At 61.1% G+C, this 14,321-nt stretch carries 18 protein-coding genes; 10 read left to right on the plus strand and 8 right to left on the minus strand.

Annotated features, from left to right (window positions below):
- The first annotated feature begins 155 nt into the window (after positions 1–155).
- Entirely contained in the window at positions 156–752 is a 597-nt protein-coding gene (locus tag HP556_RS12545) for a collagen-like domain-containing protein (protein ID WP_175367211.1), read from the plus strand.
- 79 nt (positions 753–831) lie between these two features.
- On the opposite strand, the gene HP556_RS12550 is transcribed toward HP556_RS12545, so the two are convergent.
- Positions 832–1,896, minus strand: a complete 1,065-nt coding sequence (locus HP556_RS12550) for an alpha/beta fold hydrolase (RefSeq protein WP_175367299.1) — start codon at positions 1,894–1,896, stop codon at positions 832–834.
- A 252-nt stretch (positions 1,897–2,148) separates the two neighbouring features.
- Here HP556_RS12550 and HP556_RS12555 point away from each other — a divergent pair, with 252 nt between their 5' ends.
- From HP556_RS12555 to HP556_RS12575, 5 genes are all read left to right on the plus strand, one after another.
- Positions 2,149–2,502 (plus strand): hypothetical protein, encoded by a 354-nt coding sequence (locus HP556_RS12555; RefSeq protein WP_120289009.1) that lies wholly within the window; start codon positions 2,149–2,151, stop codon positions 2,500–2,502.
- 148 nt (positions 2,503–2,650) lie between these two features.
- Entirely contained in the window at positions 2,651–2,896 is a 246-nt protein-coding gene (locus tag HP556_RS12560; RefSeq protein ID WP_068732250.1) for a DUF2188 domain-containing protein, read from the plus strand.
- A gap of 16 nt (positions 2,897–2,912) precedes the next feature.
- Positions 2,913–3,071, plus strand: a complete 159-nt coding sequence (locus HP556_RS12565; RefSeq protein ID WP_175367212.1) for a hypothetical protein — start codon at positions 2,913–2,915, stop codon at positions 3,069–3,071.
- Positions 3,072–3,286: 215 nt separating this feature from the next.
- Positions 3,287–3,892 carry an MSMEG_1061 family FMN-dependent PPOX-type flavoprotein gene (locus HP556_RS12570; protein ID WP_175367213.1) on the plus strand — a complete coding sequence of 202 codons (606 nt, stop codon included), beginning with the start codon at positions 3,287–3,289 and terminating at the stop codon, positions 3,890–3,892.
- Between the two features lie 143 nt (positions 3,893–4,035).
- Positions 4,036–4,599, plus strand: coding sequence for a hypothetical protein (locus tag HP556_RS12575; RefSeq protein WP_175367214.1), 564 nt, complete (start codon positions 4,036–4,038; stop codon positions 4,597–4,599).
- Between the two features lie 20 nt (positions 4,600–4,619).
- Here HP556_RS12575 and bfr read toward each other — a convergent pair whose 3' ends face one another.
- Both bfr and HP556_RS12585 read right to left on the minus strand, forming a co-directional pair.
- On the minus strand, positions 4,620–5,105 hold the full coding sequence (bfr, locus tag HP556_RS12580) for a bacterioferritin (RefSeq protein WP_068732242.1): 486 nt from the start codon (positions 5,103–5,105) through the stop codon (positions 4,620–4,622).
- 149 nt (positions 5,106–5,254) lie between these two features.
- Positions 5,255–5,542: a (2Fe-2S)-binding protein gene (locus HP556_RS12585; protein WP_068732239.1), complete on the minus strand. Its 288-nt coding sequence runs from the start codon at positions 5,540–5,542 to the stop codon at positions 5,255–5,257.
- Between the two features lie 378 nt (positions 5,543–5,920).
- On the opposite strand from HP556_RS12585, the gene HP556_RS12590 reads away from it, so the two are divergent.
- Together HP556_RS12590 and HP556_RS12595 are read left to right on the plus strand one after the other, a co-directional pair.
- Positions 5,921–6,247: a hypothetical protein gene (locus HP556_RS12590; protein WP_093760596.1), complete on the plus strand. Its 327-nt coding sequence runs from the start codon at positions 5,921–5,923 to the stop codon at positions 6,245–6,247.
- 245 nt (positions 6,248–6,492) lie between these two features.
- Entirely contained in the window at positions 6,493–6,789 is a 297-nt protein-coding gene (locus HP556_RS12595; protein ID WP_068732235.1) for a hypothetical protein, read from the plus strand.
- Between the two features lie 94 nt (positions 6,790–6,883).
- On the opposite strand, the gene HP556_RS12600 is transcribed toward HP556_RS12595, so the two are convergent.
- The 4 genes from HP556_RS12600 to ettA all read right to left on the minus strand — a co-directional run bounded on the left by HP556_RS12600 (position 6,884) and on the right by ettA (position 11,301).
- A complete protein-coding gene (locus HP556_RS12600) occupies positions 6,884–8,119 on the minus strand; it encodes a lytic murein transglycosylase (protein WP_175367215.1) in 1,236 nt (411 codons plus the stop codon).
- 14 nt (positions 8,120–8,133) lie between these two features.
- Positions 8,134–8,760: a TIGR00645 family protein gene (locus HP556_RS12605; RefSeq protein WP_175367216.1), complete on the minus strand. Its 627-nt coding sequence runs from the start codon at positions 8,758–8,760 to the stop codon at positions 8,134–8,136.
- 107 nt (positions 8,761–8,867) lie between these two features.
- Positions 8,868–9,638 carry a trans-aconitate 2-methyltransferase gene (tam, locus tag HP556_RS12610; protein ID WP_175367217.1) on the minus strand — a complete coding sequence of 257 codons (771 nt, stop codon included), beginning with the start codon at positions 9,636–9,638 and terminating at the stop codon, positions 8,868–8,870.
- A 13-nt stretch (positions 9,639–9,651) separates the two neighbouring features.
- Entirely contained in the window at positions 9,652–11,301 is a 1,650-nt protein-coding gene (gene ettA / locus HP556_RS12615; protein ID WP_089267386.1) for an energy-dependent translational throttle protein EttA, read from the minus strand.
- A 231-nt stretch (positions 11,302–11,532) separates the two neighbouring features.
- Between ettA and HP556_RS12620 the strand changes: the two genes are divergently transcribed.
- Together HP556_RS12620 and HP556_RS12625 are read left to right on the plus strand one after the other, a co-directional pair.
- The gene (locus tag HP556_RS12620; RefSeq protein WP_175367218.1) at positions 11,533–11,739 is read left to right on the plus strand and encodes a hypothetical protein; all 207 of its coding nucleotides are present in this window, start codon (positions 11,533–11,535) and stop codon (positions 11,737–11,739) included.
- Between the two features lie 114 nt (positions 11,740–11,853).
- On the plus strand, positions 11,854–12,813 hold the full coding sequence (locus HP556_RS12625; protein WP_175367219.1) for a D-2-hydroxyacid dehydrogenase family protein: 960 nt from the start codon (positions 11,854–11,856) through the stop codon (positions 12,811–12,813).
- An 80-nt stretch (positions 12,814–12,893) separates the two neighbouring features.
- On the opposite strand, the gene HP556_RS12630 is transcribed toward HP556_RS12625, so the two are convergent.
- The gene (locus tag HP556_RS12630; protein ID WP_175367220.1) at positions 12,894–14,072 is read right to left on the minus strand and encodes a L,D-transpeptidase family protein; all 1,179 of its coding nucleotides are present in this window, start codon (positions 14,070–14,072) and stop codon (positions 12,894–12,896) included.
- Positions 14,073–14,321 lie beyond the last annotated feature (249 nt).

Consider the following 14,321-nt stretch of genomic DNA (forward strand, 5'->3'; position numbering starts at 1 on the left):
CGGGTGCCGGCAGGTCAAGCGACAGCCGATGCTAGTCCGCATGTGGTGAAGCGCAACCGGCAATGTCTGTGGTGGCATGGCAGCAGCGGCGAATTGAAGCCGTCATCCATCCCCTGTTAAAAGCGGCCGGACAGAATCAATACGGAGTGTGAGGCGTGGCAAAAGAAACGATCAGCCAGACCGGATTACGCGGCCCCCGCGGCGAACCGGGGCTTCCCGGACCGCAGGGCCATCCCGGACGGCCGGGGCCGGATGGCGCGCAGGGCAAGCCGGGCGTGGCCGGCAAGGCCGGCGCCAATGGCAAGCCGGGGCCGCAGGGCAAGCGCGGCGAAGCAGGCCCTCAGGGTAAGGCTGGCCTCAATGGTAAGGCTGGCGCCGACGGCAAGCCTGGTCCGATCGGACCGCAGGGCAAGGCCGGGCCGCAGGGACCACGGGGTGAACAGGGCCTTCAGGGCAAGCCGGGCGTGCAGGGTGAAGCCGGGCCGCGCGGCGAGCAGGGTCCTCCCGGCACGCTGCCGAGCCTCGAGCAGATCGTGCCGTGGCTGCACATGGTGTTCGACGCCTGGGAAGATCACCGCCAGATGCGCCTGCGCGAAGCCCAGGAGCGCGAAGAGGCCCTGCTGCGCGAGCAGCAGGAAGCCGTTGAACGTGTCGCCGCGATGATCGAGGCCGAAGCCGCCATCGCGGACGAGTCCGATGAAACCGACCACGGCAAGAAAAAGAAGAAGCGCAAGAAGAACAAGGACGACTAGCACCGCTGCGTCGTTCGATACGGACGCGCGACAACAGATCAGGCGACGCGCCGCAATGCCGGCCCGTCGCCTTTACTTTTTACATGGTCCGCTGCGGCGCGGTCTGCAGCAGCTCCTGAAGCTGTTGCTTATAGAATTTCGCACCGCCCGTCGTGAGATGACCGCGGGTCTCGGTGCTTGCCGGGATCAGCAGCATCTTCGCGTTTTTGATCCGCTTCAGCGCGGCGTCCATCAGCCCGGTCTCCGGCGGATTGCGCTCATCGTCGGCTGCATTGATCGCGAGCACGACGGATGTGATCTTGTCCAGGCCGGCTGATGGATTGTAGTCGCGCGACGATTCCCACTGATAGATGAAATCATTTGCATCGGCGACAAATGGCGCCTTGAGCCGGTCATCGACATTCTTGTCGGCGGCCTCGCCGGTCGGCGCCAGCATCTGATAGGCCAGCGTGCCGCCGGCTGTCGCGACGCCATACATCACGCTGGCAAATTTGATCATGCCAGGCTGCGATGTGTAGTTGCCGGCCCTGTAGTCGGGATCGGCGCGCACGGTCTCGATCATCATGCGCCGCATCATCCAGTTTCGTGCGCTCATTTCCGTAGGCTGAGACGCCATCGGCACCAAGGTATCCATCATATCAGGATATTTCGTGCCCCAGATCCACGCATGCATACCGCCCATGGAATTGCCGATCACCATCCGCAGATGCTTGATACCGAGCCCTTCGATCAGCAGCCGGTGCTGGGCATCGACCATGTCGTCGTAATTGTACTTCGGAAATGCGGTCTTCATCCCGTCAGAAGGTTTCGACGATTTGCCGTGGCCGAGCGCATCGGGAATGATGATGTAGTATTTTGCGGCATCGAGCGGCTGGCCCGCTCCGAATAACTCGCCCGCAAAAGCGGGCGTCAACATGCTCTGCGCCGAACCGCCTGTGCCATGCAGCACCAGCATCGGCTGGCCGCTCGGCTCACCCAGCGTCGTGTAATGCAACTTCAACTCCGGCATCACATGGCCGGTATGAAACTTGAAATCCTTCGCGATCCAGTCGCCCTGTTTCGGCGCCGGATAATCGGCGGCGAACGCGGTCATGGCAGTAAGCGAAGCACATGTCGCAACGGCAGCAGCGCACAACGCGCGCATAGAACGGCTGGGCATCGTCATCCTCCCCGGTGCAGCCATTTGATCGGGCCGCTTGACACAGATGCTAGCATGGCGACCCAGGCTAGGAGACCAACAGATCGATACTGCAGCGCAGCGATCCCCAGATCGTCGCTCCGGGTATAATCTTTGGGCAGGCGTCGCCGCCATAGCTCGGGCTTAATCATCGCAAGAATCCGAGTCGTCCCGTGCGGCACCCGGCGTCCGCGCGTGATGCAACACCGTGAGGTTCGCATGCGGGGATTGATTCAAGTGGTGCTGCTGGCAGCGCTTACCGTGATGGCGACGACCGCTCACGCCATCGATCGCGGCCAGTTCAGCGATGTGCCCGACGATATCCGGAACTGGTTCAAAAGCGTCATCAGCCCTAATGGCGTGCCGTGTTGCGATATCTCCGACGGCCATCGCACCGAATATGACGTCCGCAACGGCGCCTATTGGGTGCCGATCGAAGGCATATGGACGGAGGTGCCGAGGCGCGCCGTGATCCGCGATCGCGGCAACCCAGTTGGCGAAGCTGTCGTCTGGTATGTGCGCCATCGCGGCGAGATCATCATCAGCTGTTTCGTTCCGGCTGACGCCGCATGATGACGATCACGAAACGGTGCCAGGGTGCGGCCTTGCAATCCACAGGCAATCGGGCCCAATTTGAGGCTAATTCTGCGCGCGGCGCGTTAGGTCACTCTGGCCCCGCCGTCACCTCGCCGCGGGCACTACAGGATAAAGAGAGACTGATATGACGGAAGTGACCTATGTGATCGTCGAGCATGATGGCGGTTGGGCCTATAAGGTTGGCGCCGTCTTCTCCGAGCCGTATGCGACGCACGCACTCGCCACCGCAGCCGCCAAGCGCGCCGCGGCCGAGCAGAGGGTGCCGGGACGCACCGAGGTGATTGCCTATGAGGACGAAAAAGGGCAGTGGCACGAGGAAACTGCCTCGGGCAGTGATCGTCCCAACACCCACATCATCGACAAGGCCTGATCGCGAAGACAGGTGAATGATCCAACTGACGTCAACGCGTCCAATGGCGCCGGCATTGCCGTATCTCGCCATGCCGGAGAAGTTGTTGCTCGTCACGCCCGCCTGGGTGCCCTTCGCGCGCGAACTCATCATCGCCGCGGCGTCATTGAAATCGCCGCATCGCTTGCACTTGTGACACGCACACGGTTGCGTTGGTGGGCCGGCGTCATCAATTGGCCCGGGCCACACAACGGCGCCACAGGCTCATAGCGAACGGCCAAATCGGCAAACAACATTCGTTGGGGAGTCACGTGGTGACTCCGGCGTCGGTTGCGGTGCTGTCTGCGCGACTTTTCCGCAAGGCGCCACCATGCTAGTTTTGCGTTATCAAATCATATCGGGAGAACAGACGTGACCGACGTCGCAGCAGACGAACTCCGCACCATTTATCCAACGCCGCATCCGCGCGTGATCGCCAAGGCGCGACCGACGCTCGATATGCACTCCAGCAAGTTCATCTCGCTGTCGCCGTTCTGCGTGCTTGCTTCGTCGGGTCCCGACGGCACCGTCGATGCATCGCCGCGCGGTGGCGGCGTCGGCTTCGTGCGGATCGCCTCGCCGACCGAGTTGCAGATGCCGGACCGTCCCGGCAACAACCGCATCGATACGTTCCAGAATCTGATGGCGGGCAGCGGCCATGTGCAGCTGATCTTCTTCGTTCCGGGCATCGACGACACCTTGCGTGTCAGTGGCGTCGCCAGGCTGATTAAAGACCCGGAACTGATGGCGTCGATGGAAGAGTTCGGCAAGCTCCCGCGCGCAGTGTTGAGCATCGCCGTGACCGAAGCCTATTTCCATTGCGGCAAGGCGCTGATGCGCTCGAAGCTGTGGTCGCCGGAGGTGCAGGTAAAGCGCTCGGTGATGCCGAGCATCTCCGAAATGGTTCACGACCAGACGAAACTCGGTGAACCGATGACTCAGGAACAGATCGACATCGCCTATCGCCAGCAGTTGTAGCTCGTCGGCCTCGCCCGGATCCAAAAGGAGCTCCGGCAGCCGCGGTCATCCACGCACAACCTCTATTTGAAATTATCACTTAAGGTTGTATAATCACGACGCTTGGGGAGAGCGTTGTGCATGGCGTTGCGTTGATCCAGCTGATGACAGTCGCGGGCCTCATGCTTGGCGGCTGCGTGCGTGATCCGTTCGTAACGGAGCGGGACGAAACCTATGCGGGCGAATGGCTGATCCCGCACCAAATCGACCGCATTACCGGGGCCGAATTGCCCAGCGCCTATGTCTTTGCCGAAGCGTCAAACAGCAATGTGGATTTTCCACGCGTCTCGTCATTGCTGCTGACATGCATCGATGGCGCGCCGTTGATCCGCTTCGCCTTTGATTTCAAGATCGGCAGCAACCGCAACACGGTGCTCGGCTATCGCTTCGATGGAAAACCTGGTCACGACGACGTCGGCTCACGGGTGGTGCGGGGAAACCAGATCATCGTCATCGAAGACAGGGCAGAGATCGCGACCTTCGTCAGCGAGCTTGCCGGTGCGAAGACGTTGTACGTCCGGATCAGGTCGATCAACGGGGGCCGAACGGCCGTCGAATATCCGCTGGAGGGATCGACTGCGGCGATCCGCGCGGCATTCGCGAAATGCGATATGCCGAAACCGCCCCTGCCAGAACAGGGGCGGACGACATTGTCCGGCGTCTATTGAGACACCGCAAAGATCCAGGCTTAGAACTCGCTCTCAAGGCCACCCATGTGCTTCTGGGTGTAGAGATCGATGCCGATCCGCTCGATCAGGTCGAGCTGGGTTTCGAGGAAGTCGATGTGGCCTTCCTCATCCTTCATCAGCTTTTCGAACAGATCGCGCGAGACGTAATCCTTGACGCCGTGGCAATAGGTGGCGGCTTCTTCATACAGCGTGCGGGCACCGATTTCGGCGGCCAGATCGCATTCGATGATTTCCTTGACCGTCTGGCCGATGCGCAACGGATCGAGAACCTGCATGTTCGGGAAGCCGTCCAGGAAGAGAATGCGATCGGTAAAACGATCCGCGTGATTCATCTCTTCGATGGATTCCTTGCGCCACATCTTGGCCATGTCGACCAAGCCCCAGTGATTCAGGAGCCGGAAGTGCAGCCAATACTGGCTGATCGCGGTGAGCTCGCTGCGCAGGCCCTTGTTGAGGAATTCGATGACCTTCGGGTCGCCCTTCATGATGTTCTCCTGTCTGCTGAACCCGTCTGAACAGGCCCTCGTCTGAATTTAGAATGCTTCTAAATCAGATTCACTGACAGGACAACCCTTCTTTGCTCAATTCGGCAAGGAGCGTGGAAAAGCTGGAAAGCTGTTGAATTTATAAGTGCTTAGGCTGCCGCTTCGATCGAGGCAATATCTGCCAGTTCGATATGCGCATGAGTCTCGGTGTGAGACTGCCCATGGGCCGCCGTATGCGGGCAGCCGGCACAGCAGGACTTGGCACAGGCGCCCAGCGCTTCGTCCATGATCTTCTTGATCGTCCGTACGCACCGTCCGCACTGGGCGCTGCAACCGAGGCATCCATAGACCTGCCCCGGCGTACGCGGCGGACGCGCTCCGGCAACGGCACTACGGACATCATGGTCGGAAAAGACGTTGCAGGAACAAACGATCATGAGATGAAGGCGAACTCGCAGGTCAGGACCCCTCTTGGATATGTAAGAGGCCGCCCCGATGCAAAAGGAAAACGCCGACTTTGAAGCTATTCCAAACTACTGATCGCATGGAAGAAATTGGAACGAATCTAAAATTCGTCTGAGCGCTCGCAAGCGCCATGATCGGAAGACGGCTAGCCGACAGATGCCCCTATCCAGTAACCGCCTGCAGCGCGGCATGCCCTTGGGGGGTCGCGGACCTCCGTCCGGAATGGCTTTAATATCAAGATGTAACCTGGATCGCGCGGTCCCGTTCATTGATCATTCAAGTGAAGTATGAAACTTTTCGCGTCAGGCAGCGCTATGTGTGAGCGAAGCCCGATTGAGAAAGGGAATGCCATGAAGAAAACTCTGATGGCCATTGCCGCCGTTGCCACCCTGGCCGTTTCCGCCATGGCTCCTACATCGGCAAGCGCGCAGCACTGGCGTGGACATGGCGGCGGTGGCGCGGTGGCTGCAGGTCTGATTGGCGGCGCCCTGCTTGGCGGCGCGATCGCTGCCGGTTCGGGATACTATGGTCCCGGCTATTACGGTCCCGGCTACGGCTATTACGGCCGTCCTGCCTATGTGGCCGGCCCGGGCTATTACGGCGATTGTTTCTGGCAACGTCAGCGTTTCTGGGACGGCTATGGCTGGCGCATTCGCCGCGTCCGCGTGTGCGGCTGAGATCGCAGGATCATGTGATCTCTGAGATCACTGTGATCTCCTGTTACGCATCGGAAACCTACGACATTTCCAGTGCGTGATGCTTGCAATGGCCCGAAAAAACCGCTTTTTCGGATCATTGACTGGCTAACGTTTACATCGAATTGACGGTTGGGCGCTTCTAAGTGAGACCGTCAGTTCGAATCGCAGCGTGAGTAGACCTTTAACCGTGCGTCGCTTGCGGCGCCCTTCTGGAGAGACTTGAGATGAAGAAGACGATTTCCGCCTTGCTCGCCGCCGCGACGGTTGCCGGTTCGCTGGTTGCTGTTGCGCCTGCCGCAAAGGCCGACGGTGGCCGCATCGCCGCTGGCGTTGCCGGTGGCCTGATCGGTGGCGCTCTCCTCGGTGGCGCCATTGCAGCCAGCCGTCCGGCTCCGGCCTATGGCTACGGCTACGCCCCCGCTCCGGTGTATGTCGAACCGGAATGCCGTGTCGTCCGCCAGCGCGTCTGGGACGAATATCGCGGCGTCTGGCGTTCGCGTCCGGTCGAAGTTTGCGATTGATCTGATCTGAAGGCCGCGTATTCGTGCGGCCTCTCAAATTCAAAACCCGGCCGTTCACGCGGCCGGGTTTTTCGTTAGCCATTCGAAAGGCTGATTATCGCGCGTTCATCGCCCGCAACACCGTCTCGCTGGGCCAGCAATCGACCTTGAGACCCGCGGACTTCTGATAGGCTCCGAGCGCGGCACGCGTTTTCATGCCGGCCTTACCGTCCATCTTGTCGGCATAGAGACCAAGCTTCGTCAGGTGCCGCTGCATGGCCTCGACATCGGTGCTGCGCAACTGGTTCGATGCCGACCACGGCGTTGCAAAGGGCTGCGCATTGGCCATTCGATCACTGAGATGGCCGACGAACAGCACATAGAGATCGGAGAAATTGTATTCCTTGATGACGAAATAGTTCTTCGTCGTCAGGAAGGCCGGGCCATAGATCCCCTCCGGCTGTAGCAGCGACGCCGGCTGCGCCTGCTCCGCCGCGCTGAGCTTCTCGCCACGGACCGGAATGAAGCCGGCACGAATCCACTCCCCAATCGGCCGGGTGACTTCTGGCACACCCATCGTACAGTCGGCATTGGCCGGCGCACGCACTTCATAGGCCCAGCGCAGACCGCGCTGCCAACCCTTGTTCGTGAGTTGCTGCGCCGCTGATGCCAGCGCATCCGGCACCGACTTCCAGATATCGACACGGCCGTCGCCGTCGAAATCGACGCCGTGCTTATCCAGTTCCGACGGCAGGAATTGCGTGAGCCCCGTCGCGCCGCCCCAGGACACGCGCAGATCCTTGCGCGATACGTCGCCGCGCTCGATCAGCTTCAGTGCCGCGATGAACTCGCCGCGATACTGGTCCTTGCGGCGACCGACATAGGCTTGCGTCGCCAGCACGCGAATGCCGTCATAGGGCAACGCATACCGACCGTAATCGGTCTCGCGCCCCCAGATCGCCAGAATGATTGTTGCCGGCACGCCGAAGCGCTGCTCGATGGCGGTGAGTGTCGCGCGATGCTTCTGCAGCAGCCGCTGCCCTTCGCCGGCCAGCCGGATGATGCTGGCTTCCTTCACATAATCCGCGGGCACCTGCACGAATTCCGCCTGCGACGGCGCGCCAGTCGCAGGACGGCCGGGCAGAATGAGATCCGGAAGCTTGTAGTCCGGCTCCAGCCCGCGCGTGACCTCATCGAAGGTCTTGCGCGAGACGCCCGCCTGTTGGGCTTCAGGCCAGAGCGAAGCAATGAAGGTGGTGAAGCCGGCGTCAGGTGCAGCAAGCAACGGAACCGGCCCGATTATCAGGCACAGGATGACGACGACTGAGAGCGGTCGCAGTGTCGTCCACATGCCCGGCTTCAATTTCAATGCGCGTGGCCTCCATGGCCCTGCTTGCCGCGACCGTTTTCTGACGAATGCGGAACAACTCCGTTCGAGAGCTTGTCCACATAGGCGATGCCAACGGCCGAGAGAATGAACACGATGTGGATGATGGTCTGCCACATCACGCCCACCTCGGTGTAGTTCGTCGTGCGTGCGCTGGTGCTTCCGAGATTGCCGGCCTCGATGAAGGTGCGCAGCAGATGGATCGAGGAGATGCCGATGATCGCCATCGCCAGCTTGATCTTCAGCACGCTGGCATTGACGTGGCTGAGCCATTCCGGCTCATCCGGATGGCCGTTCAGATTGAGCCGCGACACGAAGGTCTCGTAGCCACCGACAATCACCATCACCAGCAGGTTGGAAATCATCACAACGTCGATCAGACCCAGCACGACCAGCATGATCTGCTGTTCGCTGAAGTCGAACGAGTGTGCGATGAGGTGCCAGAGCTCCTTGAGGAACAGCACGACATAGACGCACTGCGCCACGATCAGGCCGATATAGAGCGGCAGCTGCAGCCAGCGCGAGCCAAAGATCAGCGCCGGAATCGGTCGCATCGCCCCGCCTTTTCCTCTGGGCGGCAATGGCGTTTCGGGCGTCATGGACATGGGGGGCTCGCTATGGGTCGAATCGGAATGCAATGGAAGCGCCGATCTTATAACGGCGCGCTCTGGACGCGATGATGTCGTGAATGCGCGGCAACTGGCCGCATCAGCTATTTGACAGCGACAATGAAGATCCGCGGAAATTTCAGCAGAACCTTGCCATCCGCCTGCGGCAGATAGCTGGCGGCGATGCGCGCGGTATACCCAGCGATGTAAGCCTTGCGCTCCGGCGGCTCCAGCGGATCGACGAACGGACGCAGCCCGGTGCCCTTCACCCATTCCACGATCGCGGCGGCATCGGCCAACGCATGATTGTAGACGGTGTGCCAGATCTCGACGCGGGAACACAGCGGCTGCAGCGCATCGTAATACGCGCCGGGCTTCGGCAGCGAGTCACGCAGCTCCGCAGCCTTTGAGAGCTGCGCACGCCACGGCTCGAGATAGGCGACCTCGCGCATCAGGATGTGCGAGGGCTCGTCGAGATTGTCCGGCATTTGCACAGCCAGCACGCCGCCCTGCGGCAATGCAGTGACCAGACGTTTCAGCTGCTTGATGTGATCCGGCACCCACTGAAACACGGCATTGGCAAACAAGACATCGGAGCCGGCCGGCGCCACCCAATGGGCGATATTGGCTTCAATGAAAGTCTGCGCGGGCAGACGTTCCCGCGCCTGCCGCAGCATATCGGCCGACGTATCGACACCGATGACCGATGCGTCGGGCCAGCGATTGACCAGAAGCTCCGTCGAGTTGCCGGGGCCACAGCCGATGTCGACCACCTTGCGGGCATCGAGAAGCGGAATCTGCGCGAGCAGATCCCGTGCCGGCCTGGTTCGCTCGTCCTCGAACTTCAGATACTGCTGCGCGCTCCAGTCGGCCATTTGAGAGTTCTCCTCAGCGCGTCAGTTTCTTGTATTTCACGCGATGCGGGATGATCGAATCCTGCCCGAGACGACGCATCTTGTCCTTCTCGTAGTCCTGGAAGTTGCCTTCAAACCATTCGACATGGCTGTCGCCTTCGAAAGCGAGCATATGGGTCGCGATACGGTCGAGGAACCAGCGGTCATGGCTGATGATCACAGCGCAACCGGCGAAGTCTTCCAGCGCCTCTTCCAGCGCACGTAGCGTGTCGACGTCGAGGTCGTTGGTCGGTTCGTCGAGCAGCAGGACGTTGGCGCCGGACTTCAGCATCTTGGCGAGATGCACGCGGTTGCGCTCACCGCCCGACAATGCGCCGACTTTCTTCTGCTGATCGCCGCCCTTGAAGTTGAATGACGAGCAGTAGCCGCGCGAATTGACTTCCTTCTTGCCGAGCAGGATCAGTTCGTTATTCCCCGAGATTTCCTCCCACACGGTCTTCTTGCCGTCGAGCGCATCGCGCGACTGATCGACATAACCGAGATGAACGGTCTCGCCGACGGTGATCGTGCCGCTATCGGGCTTCTCCTGGCCGGTGATCATCTTGAACAGCGTCGTCTTGCCGGCACCGTTGGCGCCGATGACGCCGACGATACCGCCGGGCGGCAGCTTGAAGGTCAGATCGTCGATCAGCACGCGATCACCATAGGCCTTGGTGAGGCCTTCGAAGTCGACGACGTTATCGCCGAGGCGCTCGGCCACCGGAATGGTGATCTGCGCACCCTGGGTCTGCTTCTCGCTGGCCTTCTTGAGCAGCTCGTCATAACGCTGGTAGCGCGCCTTCGACTTGGCCTGACGGGCCTTGGGCGACGAGGCGATCCACTCCTGCTCGCGTTCCAGCGTCTTCTGATGGGCTGCGTCCTCGCGGCCTTCCTGTGCCAGGCGCTTCTGCTTCTGCACCAGCCAGGACGAGTAGTTGCCCTCGTAGGGAATGCCGCGGCCGCGATCGAGTTCGAGAATCCAGGACGTCACATTGTCGAGGAAATAGCGATCATGGGTCACGATCAGGATCGCGCCGGGATAGTTGCGCAGATGGCCTTCCAGCCATGAGACGGACTCGGCGTCGAGATGGTTGGTCGGTTCGTCGAGCAGCAGCAGTTCGGGTGCATCAAGCAGTAGCTTGCAGAGCGCGACGCGGCGGCGTTCACCGCCAGAGAGCTTGGTGACGTCGGCATCGTCAGGCGGACAACGCAGCGCATCCATCGCCTGGTCGACCTTGCTGTCGAGATCCCAGAGACCTTGCGCCTCGATCTCGTCCTGCAGCTTGGTCATCTCGTCAGCGGTCTCTTCCGAGTAGTTCATCGCCAGCTCGTTATAGCGATCGAGAACAGCCTTTTGCTTGGCGACGCCAAGCATCACGTTCTCGCGGACGTTCAAAGACGCATCGAGCTGCGGTTCCTGTTCGAGATAGCCGACGCGCGCGCCCTGCGCGACCCACGCCTCGCCGGTGTATTCCTTGTCGAGGCCCGCCATGATCTTGAGCAGCGTCGACTTACCGGCGCCGTTGACACCGAGCACGCCGATCTTGGCGTCCGGGTAGAACGACAAATGGACGTTATCCAGCACCTTGCGGGTCGGATAGGCCTTGGTCAGACCCTGCATGAAGTAGACGAATTGGCGAGCCATCGTGATCCTTGAAAACCGTCGCGGGCGTGAAAAATGGGTTGTCGCTGATGTAGCGGCGTGGCCCCGAAAGGGCAACCGGGGGTCTTAAGGATTTGGTAACTCTGCACTTCTTCGAGGCAGCCATTATGACAATTAAAACCGCTTTTTAACGACTTCCGCCAAGAGTGCTCCCAGGGCGATCAATCATGCCCCTCGCGACTGAAGTCGCGAGCAGACAGGCGGAGCCTCGTCATGGCGATCATTACATCAGTCCCCTCTTCAGCCGCCGCCGAAACCCGCGCGGCGCGCCCAGGCCTACTCCACGAAATCCGGACGTTCTGGCAGCTGTTCTTCGTCGCCGCCTTCGATCCTTACCGGCCCGAGCAGCATTACATGCGCGGCCCGGGCCCTGCCTGTCGCGCCAAGGACCCGTCCGCGCCGGTCCCGCCCTCACATTAAGCTGATCGCACTGCCGCCGACGATGCAGACGCTTGCGCACGCCCGCGAGGCGCGCAATGTGTCCATCCCCTGACGGCTTCAACACCGTCATCACCACACCGGATGGACGATCCCATGACGCGGCTGCGCTGTGCAATTCTCGACGACTATCAGAACGTGGCCTTGAGACTCGGCGACTGGAGCGTGCTTGACGATCGCATCGAGGTCACGGTCTTCGACAAGCCATTCGCGTCGGCAGACGAGGCAGCCACAGCGCTGAAGGATTTCGAAATCATCTGCGCCATGCGCGAGCGGACGCCGTTTCCCCGCGCGATGTTCGAGGCGCTGCCGAAACTCAAGCTGCTGATCACTTCCGGCATGCGCAATGCCGCGATCGATTTCGAGGCCGCGAAGGCTCATGACGTCACCGTCTGCGGTACCGCGATGGTGGGCAATCCGACGGCTGGCCTGACCATCGGCCTGATGCTGGAACTGACCCGCAAGATCGGCTTTGAAAACGCACGCATGAAGGCCGGCAAGCCCTGGCAGGTGACAATCGGCGAGGACATCGAAGGCAAGACGCTCGGGATCATCGGCCTCGGCAAGCTCGGCAGTCAGGTTGCCGGCATTGCCCGCGCGCTTGGCATGAAGACGATTGCCTGGAGCACCAATCTGACGCCCGAGGCCTGCGAAAAAGCCGGCGTCACCTACGCCACCAAGGAAGAACTGTTCGCCACCGCCGATGTCATCACCATCCATCTGGTGTTGAGCGACCGTTCGCGCGGATTGGTCTCCCGGGCGGATCTCGCGCGGATGAAACCAACCGCCTATCTCATCAACACGGCACGCGGCCCGATCGTCGACGAAGCGGCGCTACTTGAGACGCTACAAGCCGGGAAAATTGCCGGTGCCGGCATCGACACCTATTCCCACGAACCGCTGCCGCTCGACAGTCCGCTGCGCAAACTCGACAACATCGTAATCACGCCGCATCTCGGTTATGTCACCGCCGAAAATTACAAGCGGATCTATGCGGAGATGATCGAGGGCATCGGCGGCTGGTTGAACAGCGCCCCCGTCCGCAAGCTCAACTGACGCAAGCGCTCACTGCGCAAAAGAAAACGGGCGCCGTGTGATTACACAGCGCCCGTTTTCTCGAAATCAGCTGAAAGAAATCAGCGAATGCTGACCGGAGCCGGTAGCGGCTGAACCGATGTCGGCTGGGTACCGGGCAGCGGCGCTGGAGCAGCGCTGGCGCTCGGGCCGGGCACGGGCTGCGCGGAGGCGGTCGTTGCCGGAGCCTTGCCTGGCATCACCACCACGCGGGTGCCGACCTTGACGCGCTCGAACAGATCCGAGACGTCGTCGTTGAGCATGCCGAAGCAGCCCGACGACACGGACTTGCCGATAGTCGACGGCTGGTTGGTGCCGTGAATACGATAGACCGTCGAGCCGAGATACATCGCGCGGGCACCGAGCGGATTACCTTCGCCACCCGCCATAAAGCGCGGCAGATAAGGCTGACGCTCGATCATCTCGGTCGGCGGATGCCAATCCGGCCACTCCGCCTTGCGAGTGATCTTCTGCACACCGTTCCAGGTGAAACCATCGCGGCCGACACGGACGCCATAGCGCATCGCGCGGTTGTTGCCGAGCACATAGTACAAATAGAAGTTCGGCGTATCGACGACGATGGTGCCCGCAGGCTCCTTCGTCACGAAATTCACTTCCTGCCGGCGGAACTGCGGCGGCAACTGCGCCGGACCGGTTTCCGGCTGATCTTCCGGAGGCAATGAAGCCACCATCACGGAGCTGCCATTGGCGCCCAGACCCTGTCCCTGCACCGAGCCGGTCACAGGGGCACCCTGCCCGCCCATGCCTTCAGGCGGACGCACTGCGCCATCGCCGTTGCCACGGTTCGAATAGACCACCGCGGGCGGCGCCATCGGACGACCGTAACGCGGATCGTCGGGCGACATGACCGGGCCCTGCGGCATGCCGCGATCGGAATAAACCGGGGCAGCACCAGCAGGGCGACCGTAGCGCGGATCGTCCGGAGACATCACCGGGCTTTGGGGCGCAATTCCGGGCGCGGACAGCCCCGTCATCGGCCGGCCACCGCGAGAGGGCGGCGCGTCATCTTCGTCGAGCGCATCAAAATCCGGCATGGCGTCCAGCGCGCGATCGGCGCGTGAATTGGCCGGATAGCCGCCCGGGGGATAATTGGGGTCGGCCGGGATCGAATAACCGCTTGGCGTGCCCACAGGATAGCCCTGCGCCACCGCGAGCGAATGACCCGCGACGCTACCGAGAGCCACGGTCGCCAATGTCGTCAAAACACGCTTGATCATCATTGCCCTTGTATAAGCTCAAGCAAAAACCGGAACATGCTGTGAGATCGCGCAGGATAGCGGCGCATTCAAGACAATTCCGGAAAAAAGCTTCCCATTTCGGTCATATTCGCGAGATCACACGCCGGCGTGGCTATCTTGCCTCACCTCCGCTGAAATCACTGCTCAGGAATGCGTCCTCAGTTGTGCATCTCACTTTTTAACAAACGGTTCCTGAGGCCGTGCGTTATCCTCAAATGGTCCTGATTCGCG

This window comes from Tardiphaga robiniae, from assembly GCF_013359755.1.
GTDB classification, from domain to species: Bacteria; Pseudomonadota; Alphaproteobacteria; order Rhizobiales; family Xanthobacteraceae; genus Tardiphaga; species Tardiphaga robiniae.

Excerpts from the sequence above, each read along its gene's own strand:
- bfr (WP_068732242.1), bottom strand. The coding sequence starts at position 5,105 with ATGAAGGGCGACCCGAAGGTCATCGAATTCCTCAACAAGGGCCTGCGC.
- HP556_RS12595 (WP_068732235.1), top strand. The coding sequence starts at position 6,493 with ATGAAGAAGACGATTTCCGCCTTGCTCGCCGCCGCGACGGTTGCCGGT.
- HP556_RS12620 (WP_175367218.1), top strand. The coding sequence starts at position 11,533 with ATGGCGATCATTACATCAGTCCCCTCTTCAGCCGCCGCCGAAACCCGC.
- ettA (WP_089267386.1), bottom strand. The coding sequence starts at position 11,301 with ATGGCTCGCCAATTCGTCTACTTCATGCAGGGTCTGACCAAGGCCTAT.
- HP556_RS12560 (WP_068732250.1), top strand. The coding sequence starts at position 2,651 with ATGACGGAAGTGACCTATGTGATCGTCGAGCATGATGGCGGTTGGGCC.
- HP556_RS12625 (WP_175367219.1), top strand. The coding sequence starts at position 11,854 with ATGACGCGGCTGCGCTGTGCAATTCTCGACGACTATCAGAACGTGGCC.
- HP556_RS12555 (WP_120289009.1), top strand. The coding sequence starts at position 2,149 with ATGCGGGGATTGATTCAAGTGGTGCTGCTGGCAGCGCTTACCGTGATG.
- HP556_RS12585 (WP_068732239.1), bottom strand. The coding sequence starts at position 5,542 with ATGATCGTTTGTTCCTGCAACGTCTTTTCCGACCATGATGTCCGTAGT.
- HP556_RS12600 (WP_175367215.1), bottom strand. The coding sequence starts at position 8,119 with ATGTGGACGACACTGCGACCGCTCTCAGTCGTCGTCATCCTGTGCCTG.
- HP556_RS12630 (WP_175367220.1), bottom strand. The coding sequence starts at position 14,072 with ATGATGATCAAGCGTGTTTTGACGACATTGGCGACCGTGGCTCTCGGT.
- HP556_RS12575 (WP_175367214.1), top strand. The coding sequence starts at position 4,036 with ATGACAGTCGCGGGCCTCATGCTTGGCGGCTGCGTGCGTGATCCGTTC.
- HP556_RS12550 (WP_175367299.1), bottom strand. The coding sequence starts at position 1,896 with ATGCGCGCGTTGTGCGCTGCTGCCGTTGCGACATGTGCTTCGCTTACT.
- HP556_RS12605 (WP_175367216.1), bottom strand. The coding sequence starts at position 8,760 with ATGTCCATGACGCCCGAAACGCCATTGCCGCCCAGAGGAAAAGGCGGG.
- HP556_RS12565 (WP_175367212.1), top strand. The coding sequence starts at position 2,913 with ATGATCCAACTGACGTCAACGCGTCCAATGGCGCCGGCATTGCCGTAT.
- HP556_RS12590 (WP_093760596.1), top strand. The coding sequence starts at position 5,921 with ATGAAGAAAACTCTGATGGCCATTGCCGCCGTTGCCACCCTGGCCGTT.
- tam (WP_175367217.1), bottom strand. The coding sequence starts at position 9,638 with ATGGCCGACTGGAGCGCGCAGCAGTATCTGAAGTTCGAGGACGAGCGA.